Below are 22,203 nucleotides of genomic sequence, written 5' to 3'. Positions count from 1 at the left end.
GGGCGGGCCCGGACACCTCAACTGGTGTCCGGGCCCGCCCCGTTTGCAGTCCTCCAGCGCGCCGCTCCCGGGATTTCTCCATATTTTTGGTACATGAGTCCCAGACCCCGAACCCGGACGGTGCTGAGCTGCGGCCTCCTGCTCGTGCCCCTCGCGGTGTCCGCCACCGCGTGCGGGGGCTCGTCGTCGGAAGCGCTCTCCGCAAACCCCTACGACGCGGCCGACCAGATCACGTCCAACACGCCGGACGGGACACGGACGGCGGACCCCAACAAGCCGCTCGAAGTGTCCGTCAAGGACGACGAGACGCGCCTGACGGACGTGACCGCCACGGACGCCTCCGGCCGCTCCATCCGCGGCGAGCTGACCGCCGACGGCAAGCACTGGCGGACCACCGTGCCGCTCGCCGCCGGCGTCCGCTACACGGTGCAGGTCAGCACCGAGGACGAGGACGGCAATCCCGGAAGCAAGACGCTGCACGTCGCCACCAAGGGCGGCGGCGACCGCCTCCAGGTCACCTTCGGCCCGGACAGCGGCGAGTACGGCGTCGGCCAGCCGGTCACCGCCAAGCTCAGCCGGGAGGTCAAGGACCCGCAGGCGCGCGCGGTCGTCGAGAGCGCCCTCAAGGTGGACTCCACGCCCCGCGTACAGGGTTCCTGGTACTGGGTCGACGGCAAGACGCTGCACTTCCGCCCCAAGGAGTACTGGCCCGCGCACGCGGCCATCGAGGTCCACAGCAACCTGGAGGGCCTGAAGATCTCCAAGGGCCTCTACGGCGGCCCAGCCAAGCCCGTGAAGCTCACCACCGGCGACAAGGTCGTCGCCGTCACCGACGCCTCCTCGCACACCATGACGGTGCTGCGCAACGGACGGCAGATCAACACGCTGCCGGTCACCACCGGCAAGCCCGGCTTCGACACCCGCAACGGCGTCAAGGTCGTCCTCGCCAAGGAGAGCTTCGTCCGGATGACCAGCGGCAGCATCGGCATCCCGGAGGGCAGCTCGGACTCCTACGACCTGCCCGTCTACTGGGCGACGCGGGTGACCACCAGCGGCGAGTACGTGCACGCCGCGCCCTGGTCCGTGGGATCGCAGGGCGCGGCCAACGTCAGCCACGGCTGCACGGGCATGTCCACCGGTGACGCCCAGTGGTTCTTCAACACCGTGCGCGTCGGCGACATCGTGAAGGTCGTCAACAGCGGCGGCGACACCATGGCGCCCTTCGGCAACGGCTTCGGCGACTGGAACATGCCCTGGCAGGAGTGGCGCGAGGGCAGCGCCCTGAGGAAGGGCGCCGCCACCACAGGGGCGGCCGAGCGGCAGCGGGAGCCCGCCGATGCGGCCCGGCTGCGCCCCGAGGTCTGAGGGCGCCTCAGACGGCCGCTCAGCTGCGTGCGAGGACCCGTCCGCGCAGCAGGGCGGCGAGCGAGCCGGCGAACGCCACCGGGTCCACCGGATGCGTCACCGCCGCGTCCGCCCGGCTCCAGGTGGCCAGCCAGGCGTCCTGCGGGCGTCCGATGAGCAGCAGCACCGGCGGGCAGGCGTAGATCTCGTCCTTGATCTGCCGGCACACGCCCATCCCGCCGGCCGGTGCGGTCTCGCCGTCCAGGACGCAGACGTCGACGCCGCCCTGCTCCAGCGCCTCCAGGACGGCGGGCAGGGTCGCGCACTCCAGGATCTCCACCGGCGGGACATCGGCCGCGGGCTGCCGTCCGGCGGCCAGCCTCACCTGCTCGCGGGTGGTGGCGTTGTCGCTGTAGACCAGCACCGTGGCAGTCGCCTGCATCGTTCCTCCACGCTTCGAAGCGGTACGGACCGGGACGGCACCTGTGCAGGGAACGCCCCCGCCGTGGGTAGGGCTCGGATGCTACTCCCGCAAGGGCCGCGGACAGGAGGGTGCGGACGCCACCAAGATCCGTCCGACGGCCCGTCAGGACTGGCCACGGTACGGCACCGAGGCGCCCCGAGGCCGCGCGCTTCCCCCCTTCGGGCGAAGCCGGAAGAGCCCCGTACGAGCAGGGCATACGGCCTTGACACACCGAACGGCACCCCCCGGAGTGAGGGCGGGATAAGCGACCGACATAATGTCGGTCGTGGCGACAGCAACGACAGTAGAAACCGGGCACGCGCACCCGTCGGTCAATCGACCGAATCTCACCAGCGTCGGAACCATCATCTGGCTGAGTTCCGAGCTGATGTTCTTCGCGGCCCTCTTCGCGATGTACTTCACCCTTCGATCGGTGACCGGTGCCGAGTATTGGAAGGAAACCTCCGATGCGCTGAACCTTCCGTTCTCCGCGACGAACACGACCATCCTGGTGCTCAGCTCGCTGACCTGCCAGCTCGGTGTTTTCGCGGCGGAGCGCGGCGATGTCAAGAAGCTCCGCACGTGGTTCGTGATCACGTTCATCATGGGCGCGATCTTCATCGGCGGTCAGGTCTTCGAGTACACCGAACTGGTCAAGGAAGAGGGCCTCTCGCTCTCGTCCGGCCCCTACGGCTCGGTGTTCTACCTGACCACCGGCTTCCACGGCCTGCACGTGACGGGCGGTCTCATCGCCTTCCTGCTGGTCCTGGGCAGGACGTACGCGGCCAAGAGGTTCACCCACGAACAGGCCACCGCGGCCATCGTCGTGTCCTACTACTGGCACTTCGTCGATGTCGTCTGGATCGGCCTCTTCGCCACGATCTACCTGATCCGGTAACCGGTACCTACCGGGAAACCGCAGTTCAGACAGACATAGCCAAAGCATCGACGCAGAAGATCCTGACACCGGGGTAATCCGTGAAAAAGCTCTCCGCACGACGGCGCCATCCGCTGGCGGCGCTCGTCGTCCTACTCTTCGCGCTGGCGGTCACTGGGGGGCTGTACGCCGCGTTCGCGCCGGCGGACAAGGCTCAGGCCGATGACACCGCCCAGTCTCTTGCCATCAAGGAGGGCAAGAAGCTCTACGCCGTCGGCTGCGCCAGCTGCCACGGCACCGGCGGTCAGGGCTCGTCCGACGGCCCGAGCCTGGTCGGTGTCGGCGCCGCAGCCGTCGACTTCCAGGTGGGCACCGGCCGTATGCCGGCCCAGCAGCCCGGCGCCCAGGTGCCGCGGAAGACGCCCATCTACAACCAGGCGCAGATCGACCAGCTGGCGGCGTACGTCGCGTCGCTGGGCGCCGGTCCCGCCGTTCCCGGCAAGGACCAGTACAGCCCGGACGGTGCCGACGTCGGCAAGGGTGGCGAGCTGTTCCGCACCAACTGCGCGCAGTGCCACAACTTCACCGGCAAGGGCGGCGCCCTGACCAACGGCAAGTTCGCACCGACGCTCGAGGGCGTGGACCCCAAGCACATCTACGAGGCCATGCAGACCGGCCCGCAGAACATGCCCTCCTTCGGTGACGGCACGCTGTCCTCGGAGAACAAGAAGGACATCGTCGCGTACCTCGGCGCCGTCAACGGCGATGACACCGCGAGCCCCGGTGGCCTGGACCTCGGTGGTCTCGGTCCGGTCAGCGAGGGTCTCTTCGGCTACATCTTCGGCCTGGGCGCGCTGGTCGCGGTCGCCATCTGGGTCGCTGCCCGGACTACGAAGGCCAAGAAGTCATGAGTGAGACTGGACGACACGCAGACGTGCCAGAAGAATCCCTTCCGAGTGAGCGCACCGCTCACGACAGTGCGCCGGCGAAGGCGGACAACCCCTTCGCCGACCCGGGTCTGCCCGCGCACGAGCATCGCATCCAGGACATCGACGAGAAGGCCGCCCGGCGCTCCGAGCGCGTCGTGGCCTACTTCTTCCTCCTGTCGATGCTCGCGACCGTCGCGTTCATCGCGTCGTATGTGATCTTCCCGATCGACAAGATCGTCTTTATCTGGCCGATCGGGCACATCAGCGCGCTGAACTTCTCCCTGGGTCTGACCCTGGGTATCGCCCTCTTCGCCATCGGCGCCGGCGCGGTCCACTGGGCCCGCACGCTGATGTCGGACGAGGAGATCGCCGACGACCGGCACCCGATCGAGGCGGAGCCCGAGGTCAAGGCCAAGGTGCTCGCCGACTTCGCGCAGGGCGCGAAGGAGTCCGGGTTCGGCCGCCGCAAGCTGATCCGTAACACGATGTTCGGTGCGCTGGCCCTGGTGCCGCTCTCCGGCGTCGTCCTGCTGCGTGACCTCGGGCCGCTGCCCGAGAAGAAGCTGCGCGGCACGGGCTGGAAGAAGGGCATCCGCCTGGTCAACCAGTCCACCAACCTCCCGCTGCGTCCCGAGGACATCGCGGTCGGCTCCCTGACGTTCGCCAAGCCCGAGGGCCTGGAGGAGGACGACGAGGAGTTCAACACCAAGATCGCCAAGGACGCCCTGATGCTCGTGCGGATCCAGCCGCAGAACATCAAGGACAAGCAGGAACTTGAGTGGTCGCACGAGGGCATCGTGGCGTACTCGAAGATCTGCACCCACGTCGGTTGCCCGATCAGCCTGTACGAGCAGCAGACGCACCACGTGCTCTGCCCGTGCCACCAGTCCACCTTCGACCTGTCCGACGGCGGTCGCGTGATCTTCGGCCCCGCGGGCCACGCCCTGCCGCAGCTGCAGATCACGGTGAAGGACGGCTACCTCGAAGCCGTCAGCGACTTCGCGGAGCCCGTCGGCCCGAGCTTCTGGGAGCGCGGATGAGTAACGAGACGAGCGCGACCACCGCGCGTCGCGGCCAGGCGCCGCGGGGCGAGCGGATCGCCGACTGGGCGGACGGCCGGCTGGGCATCTACAGCCTCGCCAAGTCCAACATGCGCAAGATCTTCCCGGACCACTGGTCCTTCATGCTGGGTGAGATCTGCCTCTACAGCTTCATCATCATCATCCTGACCGGTGTCTACCTGACGCTGTTCTTCCACCCGAGCATGGCCGAGGTCGTCTACCACGGCTCCTACGTGCCGATGCACGGGATCCGGATGACCCAGGCGTTCGAGTCGACGCTGAACATCAGCTTCGACGTCCGCGGTGGTCTGCTGATCCGGCAGATCCACCACTGGGCGGCGCTGATCTTCCTCGCCGGCATGATGGTCCACATGATGCGGGTGTTCTTCACCGGCGCCTTCCGCAAGCCGCGCGAGGTCAACTGGCTGTTCGGCTTCCTGCTGCTGGTGCTGGGCATGTTCACCGGCTTCACCGGCTACTCCCTCCCCGACGACCTGCTCTCCGGCACCGGCGTGCGGTTCATCGAGGGTGTCATCCTGGCGATGCCGCTGATCGGCTCGTACCTGCAGATGTTCATCTTCGGCGGGGAGTTCCCGGGGCACGACATCATCCCGAGGTTCTTCACGGTGCACGTGCTGCTGCTGCCGGGCATCATGCTCGGTCTGCTGGTGGCCCACCTGATCCTGGTCTTCTACCACAAGCACACGCAGTTCCCGGGTGCCGGCAAGACCAACAAGAACGTCGTCGGCATGCCGCTGCTGCCGGTCTACATGGCCAAGGCCGGAGGCTTCTTCTTCCTGGTCTTCGGTGTCATCTCGGTGATCGCGGCCATCGCGAGCATCAACCCGGTGTGGGCCATCGGCCCGTACCGCCCGGACCAGGTGTCCACCGGCGCCCAGCCCGACTGGTACATGGGCTTCGCCGAGGGTCTCGTCCGTGTGATGCCGGGCTGGGAGTGGGACTTCTGGGGTCACACCATCAACTTCGGTGTGCTGATCCCGATCCTGATCTTCCCGCTGGTGCTGGTGGCCATCGCGGTCTACCCGTTCATCGAGTCGTGGGTGCGGGGTGACAAGCGCGAGCACCACATCCTGGACCGTCCGCGCAACGCCCCGACCCGTACCGGCTTCGGTGTGGCCTGGCTGGTCGCGTACTTCGTGATGCTGATCGGTGGCGGTAACGACCTGTGGGCGACCCACTTCCACCTGTCGATCAACTCGATCACCTGGTTCGTGCGCATCGCGTTCTTCGTCGGTCCGGTGCTGGCGTTCATCGCCACCAAGCGGATCTGCCTGGGGCTGCAGCGCCGCGACAAGGACAAGGTGCTGCACGGCCGCGAGTCGGGCATCATCAAGCGCCTGCCGCACGGTGAGTTCATCGAGGTCCACGAGCCGCTCACCCAGGAGCAGCTGCACGTCCTCACCCAGCACGAGCAGCCCGCTCCGCTGGAGCTGGAGCCCGAGGTCGACGAGAACGGCGTCGAGCGCAAGGCCACGCGGTCGCAGAAGCTGCGTGCCAAGCTCTCGAAGGCGTACTACGGCGAGGACAACGTCATCCCGAAGCCGACCGTCGAGGAGTACAAGGAGATCAGCAGCGGCCACGGCCACCACTGATCACCGAGCCGCCGTGAGGGCACGGCGGTTGTGAGACGCCACCCAGAGGGCCCCGTCCGGACACCGGACGGGGCCCTCCGGCATGTCCGCGGCTCGATAGGGTTTACCTCATACGCAGGCACGAACCAGGAGTGTGGACCATGAACGTTGCGACCCCGGCAGGCGGCGACAGCGTGGCGGCCCACACCTGGCCGGGCGTCCTGAACGCCCTGCTCGACGGCCATGACCTCGCCGCCGACGACACCGCCTGGGCGATGGACCGGATCATGCGGGGCGAGGCCACCGACGCGCAGATCGCCGGGTTCGCGGTGGCGCTGCGCGCCAAGGGCGAGACCGTCGCGGAGATCTCCGGGCTGGTGCGCGCGATGTACGCGCACGCCCGGCTGATCGAGGTGCCGGGCCCCGGCGTGGACATCGTCGGCACCGGCGGCGACGGCGCCAAGACCGTCAACATCTCCACGATGTCCTCGATCGTGGTGGCCGGCACGGGCGCGAAGGTGATCAAGCACGGCAACCGCGCCGCGTCGTCGGCGAGCGGCTCCTCCGACGTCCTGGAGAAGCTCGGCGTCCGGCTGAACCTCACCCCGCGGCGCGTCGTCGAGGTCGCCGAGGAGGCGGGCATCACGTTCTGCTTCGCGGTCACCTTCCACCCGGCGCTGCGCCATGTCGCCACCGCCCGCGGGCAGCTGGGCATCCGCACCACCTTCAACGTGCTGGGCCCGCTCACCAACCCGGCGCGGGTGCAGGCGCAGGCGACCGGTGTCGCGGATGCGCGGATGGCGCCGATCCTCGCCGGGGTGCTCGCCGAGCGCGGTTCGTCCGCGCTGGTCTTCCGCGGTGACGACGGGCTGGACGAGCTGACGACGACGGCGACGTCGCGGGTGTGGATCGTGCGGGACGGCGCGGTGCGGGAGGAGACGTTCGACCCGCGGGACGTCGGGATCCCGCTGGTCCCGGTGGAGGCGCTGCGCGGTGCGGATGCGGCGTACAACGCCGAGGTGGCGCGGCGGCTGCTGGACGGGGAGAAGGGCCCGGTCCGCGAGGCGGTGCTGCTGAACTCCGCGGCGGCGCTCGCCGCGCTGGAGCCGACCGCGGCGCCGCTGACCGAGCAGATCCGGGCCGGTATGGAGCGGGCGGCTCAGTCGATCGATTCCGGGGCGGCCAAGCGGGCGCTGGAGCGCTGGGCGGTCGCCAGCAACGCCTGAGCGCGGTACGGCCGTTGCGGGGAATGCGGCGCAATTCCGGTCCGGTTGATCTCAACAACCGGACCGGGCTTGCGCCGCTCCGTTCATATGGCATGATGCTGCGCAGGTCACGAGTGACAGCGATATAGGCCCCGGCCCGCTGTCCGGCAACCCTCCTTCCGTGGCGGGGTGCCCCGGGTGATGACCAGGCCGCAGGCAGCGAGGTCTGCGGCAAGCGCGGATCCCTCGCCAGGGATCCTGGTCCTCAGAGGGAGAACTTCCGTGAACCAGCGAATGCGATAGGGCTGCAAAAGCCCGCTCTCCAGCCTTTCGCTTCCGAAGTAATTCAGCGTCCCACCGCTGCTCTTTCCTGCCTGCCGAATTCCCCGCGCCCCTTCGCGCTTTCGCCTACCCGCGCGCGGTGAATTCGCCTTTCTCTCACGGGAGTTCGCCATGCCTGTCTCCACCCTTGCCGCCGACCGCCCCGTCTGTGACGAACTGGAGGTTCTGGGGCGAGATGTCCAGGTACCGCTGGCCGCCGGCGGCGAGATCGGCTACGCCGCCCTCGACTACGCGGCGAGCGCCCCCGCGCTCCAGCGGGTCTGGGACGACGTGGCCGCCTACGCGCCCTACTACGGCAGCGTGCACCGCGGCGCCGGGTACCTCTCGCAGCTCTCCACCGACCTTTTCGAGAACGCCCGCACCACCGTCGCCGGCTTCCTCGGCTGCCGCGACGACGACCAGGTGATCTTCACCCGCTCCACCACCGACTCCCTCAACCTGCTGGCCGCCGCGCTGCCGCCCGCCACCCGCGTCTTCGTCTTCGAGACCGAGCACCACGCCGCGCTGCTGCCGTGGGAGCAGCGCGACGGCATCGACGTCACCTACCTCGACGCGCCGCGCACCCCCCGCCAGGCCGTCGACACCCTGGAAAAGGCCCTCGCGGCCCGTGCCCCCTACGGACCCGCGTTGGTCTGCGTGACCGGCGCCTCCAACGTCACCGGCGAGATCTGGCCGGTCCAGGAGCTGGCCGCCGCGGCCCACGCCCACGGTGCGCGGATCGTCCTGGACGCCGCCCAGCTGGCGCCGCACCGGCCCGTCGACCTCGCCGGACTCGACGTGGACTGGGTCGCGTTCTCCGGCCACAAGCTGTACGCGCCGTTCGGCTCCGGCGTCCTGGCCGGCCGCGCCGACTGGCTGCGCGAGGCGGACCCGTACCTGGCCGGCGGCGGCGCCAGCCGGACCGTCACGCGCCGCCCCGACGGCGGCGTCGACGTCGCCTGGCACACCACCGCGGCCCGCCACGAGGCCGGTTCGCCCAACGTCATCGGCGCCTACGCGATCGCCTCCGCGTGCCGGGCGCTCACCGACGCGGGCTTCGACACGGTGGTCGCCCGCGAGCAGGAACTCATCGCCCGCGTCCGGAACGGCCTGGCGGATATCCCCGGCGTCCGCGTCCTGTCGCTCTTCGGCGACGACGCGGACCGCGTCGGCGTGCTGTCCTTCGTCGTCGACGGCTGGAACAGCTCGCGCCTCGCGGCGGCGCTGTCCACGGAGTACGGGATCGGCGTCCGCGACGGGCTCTTCTGCGCCCACCCGCTGGTCCGAGCGTTGCTCGGCGGGGCGCCGGATGAGCCCGCCGAGTGCGGTTCGCCTGTGCTTGCGCCCGCGGCGGGCGGGAGCGAGCTGGGCGCCGTCCGCGTCAGCTTCGGTGCCGGTACGCCCGACGAGCACGTCGACCGCTTCGTCCGAGCGGTCCGGGAACTCGTCGCGGCCGGGGCGCGCTAGTCCGCGGCCTGTCCGCTGCCGGTCCGCTGCGCGGTGCCGGGTGCGGTGTGTGGCCTGCGGCCCGTCCGCTGCCCTGCCGCTGCGCGGTGCTTGTGCGGTGCGTTGCTCGCTGTCTGTTTGTTGCGCCTGCGGCGGGCGTGGTCGCTGCGCGAGGCTTTTCGGCTGCGGTGCCGGACCTCCGGACTCCGTCCTGCGGTCCGGCCCCTTCCGTTTGTGGTGGGGGAAAGATGGTGGGGGTACGCCACCGTCGTCGTCTTCTCGCACGTAGGGAAGATGACGACGGTGGCGAACCCCCACCGGCCTTTTACCACCCACCCACGGGAGGGGGACCTCCGGAGGACGGAGTCCGCAGGAGGGCCCCCGCTCCCGACAACCCACGCCCGCCGCAGGCGCAACGGCGCCAAACCCTCACGGCGGGAAAGCCGAAAAACAACGCAGCAGGCGAACCCGCAGGCGAACCGGCGAACCGCCCGCCGCAGGCGTCAGGCGTCAGGCGTCCAGGCCGATCGCGAACGCCGCCTCCAGGTCATGCTGCGAATACGTGCGGAACGCAATGTGCGTCTCGGTGGAGGCGACGCCCGGCACCTTGCTGATGCGGCCGGGGATGACGTCGGCGAGGTCGTCGTGGGCGGCGACGCGGACCATCGCGATGAGGTCGTGCGCGCCGGTGACCGAGTACACCTCGCTGACCCCTTCGAGCGCGGCGATCTGCTCGGCGATCTCCGGGATCTGGTCCACGCTGGTCTTGATGAGCACGATCGACGTGATCACGGCTGGCTCTCTCCCTCGGTCGCCGGTGCATTCCCCCTGGTGACCTCCACAGTAGCGGGCCGGTGGCGGGCCCATGCGTAGAGGAAGCCGAGGGCGAAGCCGATGACGTGGGCGAGGTAGGCGACGCCGGGGCCGGCGGGGTCGCGCTGGGCGGCCAGCCACTGGAGGGCGAACCAGAAGAGCAGCACCACCCAGGCGGGGAAGCGCAGCGGGAGGAAGAAGAGGAAGGGGAAGAGGCTGGTGACGCGGGCGCGGGGGAAGAGGTAGAGGAACGCGCCCAGGACGCCGGAGATGGAGCCGGAGGCGCCGACCAGCGTCTGGCCGGAGGCGGCGTGGGCGGCGGCGTAGCCGAGGAGCGCCAGGTAGCCGGTGACGAGGAAGAAGACGGTGTAGGCCGGGCGGCCCATCCGGGCTTCGGCCATGCCGCCGAAGACGTGCAGGAAGAGGGCGTTGCCGAGCAGGTGCAGCCAGCTGCCGTGGACGAAGAGCGCGGTGAGCGGGGTGAGCCAGGCGGCCGGGTGGCCGGCCCAGAGGTCGCGGGGGATGACGCCCCAGCGTGCGAAGTACGCGGTCTGCGCCTGGAGGAGGGCGTCGCCGGTTCCGTACAGCGGGTTGAGGCCGGATGCGGGGCCGAGGACGAAGAGGGCGCAGCAGACCGCGATGAGGAGGTTCGTCACGGAGTACGCGCCGCGGGCCGGGCGGTCCGGATGGCGGGCGTCCGGTGGGGTGTGCGGCGGCCGGGGCCGGGGGTCTTCGGGCGGTGGCGGAGGCAGGGGCGGCGCCGTCATGAAGGGGATCATGCCGCAATGAGGGGCATTCGGGGCGGACTGCCTCGCCGCGTCCCGCCTCCTGGGCCGTGCCCGCGCGGCCGTGCCGTCAGGCCGTAGGGTTACGGTCGGTACTTTGCGTACTTCCCGCAGTCCGACGGCGCACCGCGTGAGGCCGCAGCATCCGCACCGCACGAGTAGGAAGAAGGACGATCACGATGGCTGTTCCCCTGCCGACGGACCGGACCCGGTGGCGCTGCACCCTGTGCGGCAACCTCACCCGCTTCGACGTGACCCGCACGTCCAAGGTGGTGGAGTACACGCACCTCGATCTGGCCGGGGAGCCGAAGGTCGAGGAGCGCGAGGTGCTCAGCGACGCCGTCGAGTCCGTGCGGTGCCGCTGGTGCAACGCGGTCGACCAGATCGAGCTGGTCGACCGTCCGGGCGCGGACGCCTGAGGATCGGGGCGAGTAGACCGTGGTGGAGCGTCCAGCAGGGGAGCCGGGGGCGAGCGGGGCGGCGTCCGGCGGCGGGGGCGAGGAGGCCTTCGACCGTCCGCTGCCCGAGGGCGTCCGGCGCCGTGTCGTGGCGCTCACCGCGGACGCGTTCGGCGCGCTGACGGTCGCCGAACTCCCGCCGCCGCTGCGGCAGTACGCCCGTTTCACGCCCTCGCGGCGCGCCAAGTTCGCGGGGAACGCGATGGCCGCCGCGCTGGAGAGCGACGCCGTCTTCCGGCAGCGCATCGCGGAGAAGGTCCGCGAGGCGCAGCCGGAGGTCGCCGAGGCGCTGGAGCGGGGCACCGCGCCCGCCGCCGCCGATCCGCTGGACCTCGCGGCGGCGGCGTACGTGCTGCGCCCCGACGGCTGGCCGAAGCTGGTCGCCGCGGCGGGCGAGGAGGCGCAGCGGGCCCGCGCCGAGCGGGCGGGCGAGGAGGCCGAGCGGGAGCTGGCCCGGTTGCGTGAGGAGCTGGCGCGGGCCCGTGCGGACGCCCGCGCCGACGCCGACCGGGTGCGCGCCGAGCTGGACGCCGTCCGCAAGGAGAACGACGCGCTCCAGCGGAAGCTGCGCAGCGCCCTCAGCGATGTGAAGCGGGGTGCGGCGACGGCCCGTAAGGCGGCGGCGGAGCTGGAGTCGGAGCGGTCCCGGGCGGCGTCCGAGAAGGCGGCGGCCGACAGTGAACTGCGCCGTCTCAAGGCGCGGATCGGGGAGAGCGAGGCGGCGCTGGAGACCAGCCGCCGCGCCGCCCGGGAGGGCCGCAGCGTCGAGGACATGCGGGTGCGGCTGCTGCTGGACACCGTGCTCGACGCGGCTCAGGGGCTGCGCCGGGAGCTGGCGCTGCCGCCCGCCGGGGTGCGGCCCGCCGACACCGTCGAGGCGGTGGAGCCCGGCCGGATGACGCCGAAGGACATCGCCACCCGCGCGCTGTCGGAGACCGATCCGGCCCTGCTGGACCAGCTGCTGGCGCTGCCGCAGGCCCATCTGGTGGTGGACGGCTACAACGTCACCAAGACCGGCTATCCCACGATGCCGCTGGACAAGCAGCGGCTGCGGCTGCTGGGCGGCCTCGCGGTGCTCGCCGCCCAGACCGGTGCGGAGATGACCTGTGTCTTCGACGGTGCGGAGCTGGCGGCGCCGGTGCTGCTCGCGCCGCCGCGCGGGGTGCGGGTGCTGTTCAGCAAACCTGGTGTGACGGCGGACGAGTTGATCCGGCAGCTGGTGCGCGCGGAGCCGGCGGGGCGGCCGGTGGTGGTGGTCTCCACCGACCGCGAGGTGGCGGACGGTGTGGCGAAGGCCGGGGCGCGTCCGGTGGCATCGGCCCTGTTGCTCAAGCGACTTGCCCGCGTCTGACGGGGCGACGTGCCCGGGGGTGACGGATCGACGATTTGTCCGTTCCCTGCTCTCTGACCGTCAAGTGCCCACTACAGCCCGTGTGATGTTGGTAAAACCTGGCCTGGGCGCGGCGTTTTTTACCCGGGAGGATTTGAAGCGATCACAACTCGGTTACTAAGGTCGGGCCTCGAACCTTCATGCAGTTGATCATCCACCCGGGATGAACAGTGAAGGAACCGCCGAGTCCGCGGCGTACGCGCGGAGCCGGGGTCACCACCCCCCACTTCCCGGTAGGCGGCTGAAGGAAGAAGGAGATCGCCCCCGTGGCGTCCCACCGTCGACCCAAGCAGCCGAGCCGTACTCGTGTGACCGTGCTCACCGCGACCGCCGCGGCGGCCGTCGCCCTCTCCTCCCAGGCCGCGCAGGCCGCCCCGTCGAAGAAGGACGTCAAGTCCGAGGTCGACAAGCTCTACGAGCAGGCGGAGCAGGCGACCGAGAAGTACAACGGCGCCAAGGAAGATCAGCAGAAGCTCCAGAAGGAGGTCGCCGACCTCCAGGACAAGGTGGCCCGCGGTCAGGGCGAGCTGAACGAGCTGCGCAAGGGCCTGGGCGCCGTCGCCTCCGGCCAGTACCGCAGCGGCAGCATCGACCCCTCCGTGCAGCTGTTCCTCTCGGGCGACCCGGACACCTACCTGGAGAAGGCCGCCACCCTCGACCAGCTGAGCGGCAAGCAGGCCGATCAGCTCAAGGTCATCGCGGACAAGCAGCGCCGCCTCGCGCAGGAGCGCGCGGAGGCCGCCAGGAAGATCCAGGACCTCTCCGAGACCCGCAAGGCGCTCGGGGACAAGAAGGACGAGATCCAGGGCAAGCTCGCCAAGGCGCAGGAGCTGCTCAACACCCTCACCGCCAAGGAGAAGGAAGCCCTCCAGGCCAAGGAGGACCGCGCCAACCGCTCCAACGAGCGGGTGGACCTCGGCAACGACGTCCCCGCCTCGCAGCGCGGCGCCGCCGCCCTCGCCGCCGCCCAGACGAAGATCGGCTCGCCCTACGTCTGGGGCGCCACCGGCCCGTCCTCCTTCGACTGCTCGGGCCTGACCTCCTGGGCGTACCAGCAGGCCGGCCAGTCGCTGCCGCGCACCTCGCAGGCGCAGGCCAGCGCCGGTACCCGCATCGGCATGAGCGAGCTGAAGCCGGGCGACCTGGTGCTCTTCTACGGCGACCTGCACCACATCGGCCTCTACGCGGGCAACAACACCGTGCTGCACGCGCCGAAGCCCGGCGCCGCGGTCCGCTACGAGTCGATCAACAACATGCCGTTCCAGTACGGCGTCCGCGTCTGACGCTCCGGGCCACTCGCCCGGCGGCAGCGCCGCGCCCGCCTCCCGCCCCGTCGGCGGCCTTCCCGGTCGCCGGCGGGGCGGCGCCGTTGCCGCCCGGGCGGCCCCCAGCGGTTTCGTCGTCGCATGCCCCGGCTTACGATCGGCCGCATGGCAGGTCAGGGTGTACGGCGACCGCCCCGGGCCACGGCCGCGGGGAGCGCCGTGCTGCTGACGTTGGTGCTCGCCGCCGCGAGCGGCTGTGCGAAGGAGCCGCCGCCGCGGACCCGCTTCCCCGAGGTGCAGCGGATGCTGGACGCCCGCGCCCGGGCGGTACAGGAGCACGACGAGGCCGCGTTCCTCGCCTCCGTCGACCCGGTGCGGCCCGGCTACCGCGACCGGCAGCGCCGCGCCTTCCGCACGATCGAGGAGCTGCCGCTGACCGGCTGGCGCTACGACCTCGTCGCGACCGACGCCTTTCCGCTGGCGTCCGGCGGCAGCACGATGGCCGCCAAGGTCGAACTCCGCTACCGGCTCAAGGGCTTCGACGCCGAGCCGGTCACCTCGGTGCAGTATCTGACGCTGACCCGGACGGCCGGCCGCTGGCGGATCGCGTCGGACGACGAGGGCACCGCGTCCGGCCACGCCGGCACCCGGCAGCTGTGGGACCAGGGGCCGGTGGCGGCGGTGCGGGGGCGGCATGCGCTGGTGCTGGGCGCCGCCGGGGACCGCGGGCGGCTGGCGGATCTGGCGCGGCGGGCGGACGCGGCGGTGCCCGCCGTCACCGCCGCCTGGCAGGGCCGCTGGAGCGGCCAGGTGGTGATCGAGGCGCCGGGCTCGGTCGCCGGGATGGCCCAACTGCTGGGCAGCGGCGACCCGTCCGCGTACGCGGGCATCGCGGCGGTGACGACCGGTGAGGCGGGCGCGCAGGCGAAGGCCCCGGCCGACCGGGTGATCGTCAACCCGGAGGCGTACGCGGACCTCAACGACACGGGCCGCGCGGTGGTGCTGGCGCACGAGATCACCCATGTCGCCACCCGCACGGCCACCACCGGCGACACCCCGCTGTGGCTCTCGGAGGGGTTCGCCGACTGGGTGGCGTACCGGGGGAAGCGGCACACGGCGGCCGCGGCGGCGCCGGAGCTGTCGCGGGCGGTCGCCGCCGGGCATCCGCCGCGGCGGCTGCCCGCCGACGCGGACTTCGGCTTCACCGGCCGCGCCGACCGGCTGGCGAAGGCGTACGAGTCCGGCTGGCTGGCCTGCCGGATGATCGCGGACACATGGGGCGAGGCGAAGCTGCGCGCGTTCTACCGGGCGGCGGGCGGCGTGCCGGCGCGGGAGGGGCATGCGGGGCCGGGGGTGCGGTCGGCTTCGCCGTCGGCGGGGGCCGGTGCCGCGGCGTCCGGTGACGGGCCCTCCGCCGGAGCGCCGGCCACCGCGCCGGGCCGCGACGACGCCAAGGACGGCGGTGCGGGCGGGACCGGGCGGCGGGTCGTCGGCGGGCATCCGGCGGCGCCCGCGCCGGGGGCGGCGGACGGCCGTCGCGAGGCCGTCCGCAACGCCCGCCTCGACACCGCCTTCCGCTCCCAACTCGGCCTGAGCGCAGGGGAGTTCACGAAGAAGTGGCGGGCCTACCTCAAGCGCGCGCTGACCTGACGGGGGAGTGCCCGGGCGCGCGGGCGCCGGGAGGCTGCGGCGGGGCGGACGGGCGCTCGGCGGCGGCGCCCGGACCGGGGCCCGGGGCCGGGGCCGTCTCCGGTGCGGGCGGGCCGCCGGAGCCGTCCGCCGGGGCCTCGCCGTCCGCCGCGCTCCGTACCGTCGTCCGCCACAGCCTGCGGGCGGCGAGGAGGGCGGCCCAGAGCAGCAGGGCGTTGCGGAGCAGCAGGACGGCGACGCCCGGTGCGTCGCTCGCCACGACGCGGTCGAACCAGAGCGGGAACTCCCAGCACGTCAGGCCCGTCGCGGCCAGCACCAGCGCCACCGGCAGGGTCTGCCGGCTCGCCCGTACGGTCAGGCAGACCGCGCCGAGCCCCACCGGCCACAGCAGGTACTGCGGGCTGATGACCCGGCTGGTGACGGTGGCCAGCAGCACCGCGGTGAACGCCGCGTCGCACCACACTGCGGGCCGCGGCGCGGCGCGCAGCCCGCTCCGCAGCCGCCACCACACGAGCCAGCCCAGGGCCACGGCCGTCAGCACCGTCGCCACCGCGCTGACCTGCGGCACCAGCGGGCCGACGAACTCCATCGAGCCGTAGCGCAGCACCACCTCGCCCGGCAGGCCGAAGTGCCGGGCCACATGGAGGACGAGCGCGCCGAGCGACTCGACCTCCGTACCGCGGTCCCGTTGGGCGGTGAGGAAGGCGAACGCGCCGGGGGCGGCGAGGGCGAAGCCGAGCGTCAGCGCCGCACCGCAGACCACCGCGCCGCCCCACAGCGCCCGCGCCCGGCGGCCGCGCAGCGGCGCCCCGCACAGCAGCAGCACGGGCCACACCTTCAGCAGCGCACCGCAGGCGATCAGCGCCCCGGCCAGGCGCGGGCGGCGGGCGGCGGCGCAGAGCGCGGCGACCGCGACGGCGGTGACCATCAGGTCGTAGCGGGCGTACCCGGTCGGGCCGAGCAGCGCGACCCCGGCGATCCACACCCACGCGCCCGCCGGCCGCCGGCCCGGCCGCCGCCCGGCCCGTACGAGCAGGGCGAGGACGGCGGCGTCGGCGGCGAGCAGCAGCGCGAAGAAGGCGTGCGGGTAGGTCAGGAACGGCAGCAGCCCGGGGGAGAGGACCGCGAGGGCGGCGCCCGGCGGGTACTGCCAGGTGACGTCGCCGACCGGGAAGGAGCCGGAGGCCAGCACCTGCGCCCAGCTCCGGTAGATCACCGACACATCGCTCGTGACGTCCGGCCCGGGCACGGTCAGGACCTTCAGGACGCAGAGCAGGAGGACGGCGCGGGTCGCGGCCCAGGCAAGGAGCTGGAGGCCGGTGACCGGGAGGCGGCCGGGGCGTAGCCGATCCGTCCGGAGACGGAGACGGAGGCGGAGACGGAGGCGGGGACGGGGACGGGGACGAGGGCGGTCGTCCGGGGCGGTGGGCGGCCGGGCCGGGGGCCGGGCGTCGCCGGGGTGCGCGGAAGCCATGGTCACCTCGTTGTCCGTGTCGTGCCCTGTCGTGCCCTGTCGTGCCGTGTCGTGCCGTGTCGTGCCGTGTCGTCCCGTGGGGCCGTGCCGTCGCCGTGCCGGTCGTGCCGGGGGCGCGCCGGTCGTGCCCGGCGGCGCCGTCCCGCGGCCGGTCCGCCCGGCCCGGGGACGCCCCGGTCCCGCCCCGGGGCATGATGCCGGACGCCTCCCGCCGTGCCCCGCCTCCCGGCCCCGGCGCGTCCCGGACCGCCGCCGCCCCCGGGCCCGCTCCGGGGCCGACCCGGTACTGTCGGCCGGAGGCGAGGCCACCGGGCCGCGCCCGCGAGCCGAGCCGACGCCGAGAGACCAGCGTGCACAAGACCCTCATCGTCACCAACGACTTCCCGCCGCGCCCCGGCGGCATCCAGGCGTTCCTGCACAACATGGCGCAGCGCCTGGACCCCACCCAGGTCGTCGTGTACGCCTCCACCTGGAAGCGCGGCGCCGAGGGGCGCGCGGCCACCGCCGCCTTCGACGCCGAGCAGGAGTTCCCGGTCGTCCGCGACCGTACGACGATGCTGCTGCCCACCCCGGCCGTCACCCGCCGCGCCACCGCGCTGCTGCGCGAGCACGGCTGTACGTCGGTGTGGTTCGGGGCCGCGGCGCCGCTCGGGCTGATGGCGCCCGCGCTGCGCGCCGCCGGGGCGCGCCGGATCGTCGCCACCACCCACGGCCACGAGGCCGGCTGGGCGCAGCTGCCCGCCGCCCGGCAGCTGCTGCGCCGCATCGGCGAGGGCACCGACACCCTCACCTATCTCGGCGAGTACACCCGCCGCCGGATCGCCTCGGCGCTCACCCCCGAGGCCGCCGCCCGGATGGTCCAACTGCCGCCCGGCGTCGACGAGAAGACCTTCCACCCCGGCTCCGGCGGCGACGAGATCCGCGCCCGCCTCGGCCTCACCGACCGGCCCGTCGTCGTCTGCGTCTCCCGGCTGGTGCCGCGCAAGGGGCAGGACACGCTGATCGAGGCGATGCCCGCGATCACCGCCGCGGTACCGGACGCCGTCCTGCTGGTCGTCGGCGGCGGTCCGTACGAGAAGGAGCTGCGGGCGCTGGCGGAGCGCACCGGGGTGGCGGAGTCGGTGCGGTTCACCGGCGCGGTGCCGTGGGCGGAGCTGCCCGCCCACTACGGCGCGGGCGACGTCTTCGCGATGCCGTGCCGCACCCGGCGCGGCGGCCTCGACGTCGAGGGTCTGGGCATCGTCTACCTGGAGGCGTCCGCCACCGGGCTGCCCGTCGTGGCCGGTGACTCCGGCGGCGCGCCGGACGCGGTGCTGGACGGCGAGACCGGCTGGGTGGTGCCCGGCGGCTCCCCGCAGGCCACCGCGGAACGCGTCGTCACGCTGCTGGCGGACCCGGAGCTGCGCCGCCGGATGGGCGAGCGGGGCCGCGCCTGGGTCGAGGAGAAGTGGCGCTGGGACCTGCTCGCCGAGAAGCTGAAGGAACTGCTCTGAGCCCGGGGGTGGGCCCGTGCGGCCCGCCCGCAAGACGCGGACGGACCCGCCCGGAGGCGGCCGCCCCCGGACACGCCGACGGGGCGCGCCCGGTGGGCCGCGCCCCGTATGCCTGCCGTGCCGACGGGTCCGTCAGCCGCGGTAGAGCGCCTCGATCTCCTCGGCGAAGTCCTTCGCCACCACGTTCCGCTTGAGCTTCAGCGACGGCGTGACGTGCCCGGAGTCCTCGGTCAGCTGGGTCGGCAGGATGCGGAACTTCCGGACCGACTCGGCCTTGGAGACCGCGGCGTTGCCGTCGTCGACCGCGCGCTGCACGGCGGCCAGCAGCTCCGGGTCGTCGGCCAGCGTCACCGCGGTGGAGTCCGCGGGCCGGCCGTGCTCGGCGGCCCAGCGCGGCAGGAACTCCTCGTCGAGGGTGATCAGCGCACCGATGAACGGCCGGCCGTCGCCGACGACCATGCACTCCGCGATCAGCGCGTGCGCCCGGATCCGGTCCTCGATCACGGCGGGCGCGACGTTCTTGCCGCCCGCCGTCACCAGGATCTCCTTCTTCCGCCCGGTGATGGTGAGGTAGCCGTCCTCGTCGAGGGTGCCGAGGTCGCCGGTGTGGAACCAGCCGTCGGAGAGCGCCTCGGCGGTGGCCGCCTCGTTGTTCCAGTACTCGGTGAACAGGTGCTCGCCGTGGAGCAGCACCTCGCCGTCGTCGGCGATCCGCACCACCGAGCCGGGCAGCGGCTGGCCGACGGTGCCGATCTTCGGCCGGTCCCAGGGGTTGAACGCGGTCGCCGCACAGGACTCCGTCAGGCCGTACCCCTCCAGGGCGGTGAAGCCGATGCCGCGGTAGAAGTGGCCGAGGCGCTCGCCGAGCGGGGCGCCGCCGGAGATGGCGTGCGTGGCGCGGCCGCCGAGGACGGCGCGGAGCTTGCCGTAGACCAGCTTGTCGAAGAGCTTGTGCCGCAGCCGCAGGCCGAACTTCGGGCCCGCCGCGGTGTCCAGCGCCTTGCTGTAGGCGATGGCGGTGTCCGCCGCCCGGTCGAAGATCTTGCCCTTGCCGTCGGCCTGGGCCGTGGCGCGTGCGCCGTTGTAGACCTTCTCGAAGACCCGGGGGACGCCCAGGATCATCGTCGGCCGGAACGTGGCGAGGTCGTCGGTGAGGTTCTTGATGTCCGGCGCGTGCCCCAGCTTGATCGGCGCCATCACGCAGGCGATCTGCACCAGCCGGCCCAGCACGTGCGCGACCGGCAGGAAGAGCAGCACGGACGACTCACCGGTGGTGAACAGCGGGCGCAGCCGCTCGACGACGTTGCCGACCTCGGCGAAGAAGCTGCGGTGGGTGAGGACGCAGCCCTTGGGGCGGCCGGTGGTGCCGGAGGTGTAGACGATCGTGGCGGGCGAGTCGGCGTCCGCGAGGGCGGAGCGCTCGTCCACCTCCTCGTCGGTCAGCGCGGTGCCCGCGGCCGACAGCCGGGCGACGGCGTCCCGTTCGATCTGCCAGATGTGGGCCAGCGCGGGCAGCCGGTCGCGGACGGACTCGACGGCCGCCTCGTGCGCGGGCGTCTCCACCAGGCAGGCCACCGCGCCGGAGTCGCCGAGGATCCACTGGATCTGCTCGGCGGAGCTGGTCTCGTACACCGGCACGGTGATCGCCCCGGCGCTCCAGATGGCGAAGTCCAGCAGTGTCCACTCGTAGCGGGTGCGCGACATCAGGCCGATGCGGTCGCCGGGCTGGATGCCGGAGGCCATCAGGCCCTTGGCGACGGCGCGGACCTCGGCGAGGAACGCGGTGGCCGTGACGTCCTGCCAGCCGCCGGCGGTCTTCCGGCCCACGACCGCGACATCCGGGTGCTGCGCGGCGTTGCGGCGGATGAGATCCGTCAGATTGCCGTCCGAAGGGACCTCGTACAGAGCCGGAAGGCTGAACTCGCGCAAGACTGCTGCTCCTCATTGGCGCCGGTGCCACGACGCTGTGTGCTGCACCGGTTCGGTCCATGACTGGCAGGGGACTGGACTGCCCGGACGTTACCCACCGGTATTGCTTTGGGGTAGGGGGTACGGCCAGATGTTCGATGCGTCACATGGCGAGGGGTGCGGCGGGGGACTTACGGCCCCACCTGCGAGGGGCGGGCCGCCCGCGCAGACTAGACCAGCGTTTCGGTGACCGGAAAGTAACCGGCGGAGGGCACCCTGCCGACCGGCGCTCGCCACGACTTAGGCTTTCGGTCATGCGACTGCACGTGGTCAGTGACGTACACGGCAACAGCCGGGACCTCGCCCGCGCCGGTGAGGGCGCCGACGCCCTCGTCTGCCTCGGCGATCTCGTGCTCTTCCTCGACTACGCCGACCACGCGCGCGGCATCTTCCCCGCCCTCTTCGGCGCCGACAACGCCCGCCGCCTCATCGACCTGCGCACCGCCCGCCGCTTCGAGGAGGCCCGCGCCTTCGGCCGCCGCCTGTGGGGCGAGCTGGACGCCGCCGGGCAGCCGCGCGAATCCGTCATCGAGACCGCCGTCCGCGACCAGTACGCCGAACTCTTCGCCGCCCTGCCCACCCCCACCTACGCCACCTTCGGCAACGTCGACATCCCCCGCCTCTGGCCCGAGTACGCCCGCGCGGGCACCACCGTCCTCGACGGACAGCGGATCGAGATAGGCGGCCGCGTCTTCGGCTTCGTCGGCGGCGGACTGCCCTCCCCGATGCGCACGCCGTACGAGATCGGCTACGAGGAGTACGCCGCCAAGATCGAGGCGCTCGGCGAGGTCGACGTGCTCTGCACCCACATCCCGCCGGACGTCCCCGAGCTGTGCTACGACACCGTCGCCCGCCGCTTCGAACGCGGCAGCGCCGCCCTGCTCGACGCCATCCGCCGCACCCGCCCGCGCTACTCCCTCTTCGGCCACGTCCACCAGCCGCTCGCCCGCCGGATGCGCATCGGCGCCACCGAGTGCGTCAACGTCGGCCACTTCCGCGCGACCGGCCGGCCCTACGTCCTGGAGTGGTGAACCGGCCGCCGCGCCCGGCCGCCTCGCGGGCCCGCGCCGCCCGGCCCGCTGGTGTCCGGCGCCGCCGCGCCGCGCGGTAGCCTTCAGCAGCAGAGACACCGGTTTCGACGCGAGCCGGGGGCCGGGCCGTACCGGCGCAATCGGCATGGAGGAGTCACGGCGATGGCCGAACACACCAGCTCTAGCACCACGATCGCGGCGCCGCCCGCCGAGGTGATGGGAGTGATCGCCGACTTCGAGCGCTACCCGCAGTGGACCGGCGAGGTCAAGGAGGCCGAGGTGCTGGCCAAGGACGACCACGGCCGCGCCGCCCAGGTCCGGCTGCTCCTCGACGCCGGTGCCATCAAGGACGACCACACCCTCGCCTACACCTGGACCGGCGACGACGAGGTCAGCTGGTCGCTGGTCAAGTCCCAGATGCTGCGCGCCCTCGACGGCTCCTACCGCCTCGTCCCGGTGAACGGCGGCGCGGCCACCGAGGTGACCTACCAGCTCACCGTCGACGTCAAGATCCCGATGCTCGGCATGATCAAGCGCAAGGCCGAGAAGGTCATCATCGACCGCGCGCTCGAAGGCCTGAAGAAGCGCGTGGAGTCCGGCCCCGAGGGCCCCGCAGGCGCGGCCGGGACCCGCTGAAC

General features: G+C 72.3%; 19 protein-coding genes and 1 riboswitch. Of the genes, 14 read left to right on the top strand and 5 right to left on the bottom strand.

Annotation, left to right across the window (positions count from 1 at the left end; all coding sequences use genetic code 11):
* Positions 1 to 93: 93 nt before the first annotated feature.
* The gene (locus ABT345_RS01535; protein WP_345083362.1) at positions 94 to 1,365 is read left to right on the top strand and encodes a L,D-transpeptidase; all 1,272 of its coding nucleotides are present in this window, start codon (positions 94 to 96) and stop codon (positions 1,363 to 1,365) included.
* Positions 1,366 to 1,384: 19 nt separating this feature from the next.
* On the opposite strand, the gene ABT345_RS01530 is transcribed toward ABT345_RS01535, so the two are convergent.
* Positions 1,385 to 1,786, bottom strand: a complete 402-nt coding sequence (locus ABT345_RS01530) for a response regulator transcription factor (RefSeq protein WP_345083360.1) — start codon at positions 1,784 to 1,786, stop codon at positions 1,385 to 1,387.
* Positions 1,787 to 2,084: 298 nt separating this feature from the next.
* Between ABT345_RS01530 and ctaE the strand changes: the two genes are divergently transcribed.
* From ctaE to ABT345_RS01500, 6 genes are all read left to right on the top strand, one after another.
* The gene (gene ctaE / locus ABT345_RS01525) at positions 2,085 to 2,705 is read left to right on the top strand and encodes an aa3-type cytochrome oxidase subunit III (protein ID WP_030281841.1); all 621 of its coding nucleotides are present in this window, start codon (positions 2,085 to 2,087) and stop codon (positions 2,703 to 2,705) included.
* A gap of 80 nt (positions 2,706 to 2,785) precedes the next feature.
* On the top strand, positions 2,786 to 3,595 hold the full coding sequence (gene qcrC / locus ABT345_RS01520; protein ID WP_345083355.1) for a cytochrome bc1 complex diheme cytochrome c subunit: 810 nt from the start codon (positions 2,786 to 2,788) through the stop codon (positions 3,593 to 3,595).
* Complete coding sequence (qcrA, locus tag ABT345_RS01515; protein WP_345083353.1) at positions 3,592 to 4,653, top strand: cytochrome bc1 complex Rieske iron-sulfur subunit; 1,062 nt, start codon at positions 3,592 to 3,594, stop codon at positions 4,651 to 4,653. Before qcrC ends, qcrA begins: the two co-directional genes overlap by 4 nt.
* Positions 4,650 to 6,287 (top strand): cytochrome bc1 complex cytochrome b subunit, encoded by a 1,638-nt coding sequence (gene qcrB / locus ABT345_RS01510; protein ID WP_345083351.1) that lies wholly within the window; start codon positions 4,650 to 4,652, stop codon positions 6,285 to 6,287. The genes qcrA and qcrB overlap by 4 nt, the downstream gene beginning before the upstream one ends.
* A 140-nt stretch (positions 6,288 to 6,427) precedes the next feature.
* Complete coding sequence (trpD, locus tag ABT345_RS01505; RefSeq protein WP_345083349.1) at positions 6,428 to 7,492, top strand: anthranilate phosphoribosyltransferase; 1,065 nt, start codon at positions 6,428 to 6,430, stop codon at positions 7,490 to 7,492.
* A gap of 105 nt (positions 7,493 to 7,597) precedes the next feature.
* Positions 7,598 to 7,715: riboswitch (SAM riboswitch) on the top strand.
* A gap of 209 nt (positions 7,716 to 7,924) precedes the next feature.
* The gene (locus tag ABT345_RS01500; protein WP_345083347.1) at positions 7,925 to 9,259 is read left to right on the top strand and encodes an aminotransferase class V-fold PLP-dependent enzyme; all 1,335 of its coding nucleotides are present in this window, start codon (positions 7,925 to 7,927) and stop codon (positions 9,257 to 9,259) included.
* 489 nt (positions 9,260 to 9,748) lie between these two features.
* Here the strand turns inward: ABT345_RS01500 and ABT345_RS01495 are convergent, their stop codons facing one another.
* Entirely contained in the window at positions 9,749 to 10,030 is a 282-nt protein-coding gene (locus tag ABT345_RS01495) for an Lrp/AsnC family transcriptional regulator (RefSeq protein WP_345083345.1), read from the bottom strand.
* The gene (locus tag ABT345_RS01490) at positions 10,027 to 10,818 is read right to left on the bottom strand and encodes a rhomboid family intramembrane serine protease (RefSeq protein WP_345083343.1); all 792 of its coding nucleotides are present in this window, start codon (positions 10,816 to 10,818) and stop codon (positions 10,027 to 10,029) included. Before ABT345_RS01490 ends, ABT345_RS01495 begins: the two co-directional genes overlap by 4 nt.
* A 197-nt stretch (positions 10,819 to 11,015) precedes the next feature.
* Here ABT345_RS01490 and ABT345_RS01485 point away from each other — a divergent pair, with 197 nt between their 5' ends.
* The 4 genes from ABT345_RS01485 (at position 11,016) to ABT345_RS01470 (ending at position 15,599) form a co-directional block, all read left to right on the top strand.
* Positions 11,016 to 11,255, top strand: a complete 240-nt coding sequence (locus tag ABT345_RS01485; RefSeq protein ID WP_345083341.1) for a hypothetical protein — start codon at positions 11,016 to 11,018, stop codon at positions 11,253 to 11,255.
* A gap of 19 nt (positions 11,256 to 11,274) precedes the next feature.
* Positions 11,275 to 12,645, top strand: a complete 1,371-nt coding sequence (locus ABT345_RS01480; RefSeq protein WP_345083339.1) for an NYN domain-containing protein — start codon at positions 11,275 to 11,277, stop codon at positions 12,643 to 12,645.
* Positions 12,646 to 12,950: 305 nt separating this feature from the next.
* The gene (locus tag ABT345_RS01475) at positions 12,951 to 13,967 is read left to right on the top strand and encodes a C40 family peptidase (protein WP_345083337.1); all 1,017 of its coding nucleotides are present in this window, start codon (positions 12,951 to 12,953) and stop codon (positions 13,965 to 13,967) included.
* Positions 13,968 to 14,114: 147 nt separating this feature from the next.
* A complete protein-coding gene (locus tag ABT345_RS01470; RefSeq protein WP_345083335.1) occupies positions 14,115 to 15,599 on the top strand; it encodes a hypothetical protein in 1,485 nt (494 codons plus the stop codon).
* Here ABT345_RS01470 and ABT345_RS01465 read toward each other — a convergent pair.
* Complete coding sequence (locus tag ABT345_RS01465; protein WP_351320323.1) at positions 15,580 to 17,073, bottom strand: glycosyltransferase 87 family protein; 1,494 nt, start codon at positions 17,071 to 17,073, stop codon at positions 15,580 to 15,582. The two genes, ABT345_RS01470 and ABT345_RS01465, sit on opposite strands and share 20 nt — an antisense overlap.
* Before the next feature lie 350 nt (positions 17,074 to 17,423).
* On the opposite strand from ABT345_RS01465, the gene ABT345_RS01460 reads away from it, so the two are divergent.
* Positions 17,424 to 18,566, top strand: a complete 1,143-nt coding sequence (locus ABT345_RS01460) for a glycosyltransferase family 4 protein (RefSeq protein WP_345083333.1) — start codon at positions 17,424 to 17,426, stop codon at positions 18,564 to 18,566.
* A 132-nt stretch (positions 18,567 to 18,698) separates the two neighbouring features.
* On the opposite strand, the gene ABT345_RS01455 is transcribed toward ABT345_RS01460, so the two are convergent.
* Positions 18,699 to 20,495 carry an AMP-dependent synthetase/ligase gene (locus tag ABT345_RS01455; protein ID WP_345083331.1) on the bottom strand — a complete coding sequence of 599 codons (1,797 nt, stop codon included), beginning with the start codon at positions 20,493 to 20,495 and terminating at the stop codon, positions 18,699 to 18,701.
* 293 nt (positions 20,496 to 20,788) lie between these two features.
* Between ABT345_RS01455 and ABT345_RS01450 the strand changes: the two genes are divergently transcribed.
* Positions 20,789 to 21,565, top strand: coding sequence for a metallophosphoesterase family protein (locus tag ABT345_RS01450; protein WP_345083329.1), 777 nt, complete (start codon positions 20,789 to 20,791; stop codon positions 21,563 to 21,565).
* A gap of 162 nt (positions 21,566 to 21,727) precedes the next feature.
* Positions 21,728 to 22,201: an SRPBCC family protein gene (locus ABT345_RS01445; protein ID WP_345083327.1), complete on the top strand. Its 474-nt coding sequence runs from the start codon at positions 21,728 to 21,730 to the stop codon at positions 22,199 to 22,201.
* The last annotated feature ends 2 nt before the right edge of the window (positions 22,202 to 22,203 follow it).

It is taken from the genome of Streptomyces sp. NPDC000404, from assembly GCF_040300365.1.
GTDB lineage: Bacteria > Actinomycetota > Actinomycetes > Streptomycetales > Streptomycetaceae > Streptomyces > Streptomyces ramulosus.
The sequence above is the reverse complement of the archived record's forward strand: the minus strand, read 5'-3'. Positions and strand labels throughout refer to the sequence as shown.

Coding starts and splice junctions, on each gene's coding strand:
- ABT345_RS01535 (WP_345083362.1), top strand. CDS start 94: ATGAGTCCCAGACCCCGAACCCGGACGGTGCTGAGCTGCGGCCTCCTG.
- ABT345_RS01530 (WP_345083360.1), bottom strand. CDS start 1,786: ATGCAGGCGACTGCCACGGTGCTGGTCTACAGCGACAACGCCACCACC.
- ctaE (WP_030281841.1), top strand. CDS start 2,085: ATGTCGGTCGTGGCGACAGCAACGACAGTAGAAACCGGGCACGCGCAC.
- qcrA (WP_345083353.1), top strand. CDS start 3,592: ATGAGTGAGACTGGACGACACGCAGACGTGCCAGAAGAATCCCTTCCG.
- qcrB (WP_345083351.1), top strand. CDS start 4,650: ATGAGTAACGAGACGAGCGCGACCACCGCGCGTCGCGGCCAGGCGCCG.
- trpD (WP_345083349.1), top strand. CDS start 6,428: ATGAACGTTGCGACCCCGGCAGGCGGCGACAGCGTGGCGGCCCACACC.
- ABT345_RS01500 (WP_345083347.1), top strand. CDS start 7,925: ATGCCTGTCTCCACCCTTGCCGCCGACCGCCCCGTCTGTGACGAACTG.
- ABT345_RS01490 (WP_345083343.1), bottom strand. CDS start 10,818: ATGACGGCGCCGCCCCTGCCTCCGCCACCGCCCGAAGACCCCCGGCCC.
- ABT345_RS01485 (WP_345083341.1), top strand. CDS start 11,016: ATGGCTGTTCCCCTGCCGACGGACCGGACCCGGTGGCGCTGCACCCTG.
- ABT345_RS01470 (WP_345083335.1), top strand. CDS start 14,115: ATGGCAGGTCAGGGTGTACGGCGACCGCCCCGGGCCACGGCCGCGGGG.
- ABT345_RS01465 (WP_351320323.1), bottom strand. CDS start 17,073: ATGGCTTCCGCGCACCCCGGCGACGCCCGGCCCCCGGCCCGGCCGCCC.
- ABT345_RS01450 (WP_345083329.1), top strand. CDS start 20,789: ATGCGACTGCACGTGGTCAGTGACGTACACGGCAACAGCCGGGACCTC.
- ABT345_RS01445 (WP_345083327.1), top strand. CDS start 21,728: ATGGCCGAACACACCAGCTCTAGCACCACGATCGCGGCGCCGCCCGCC.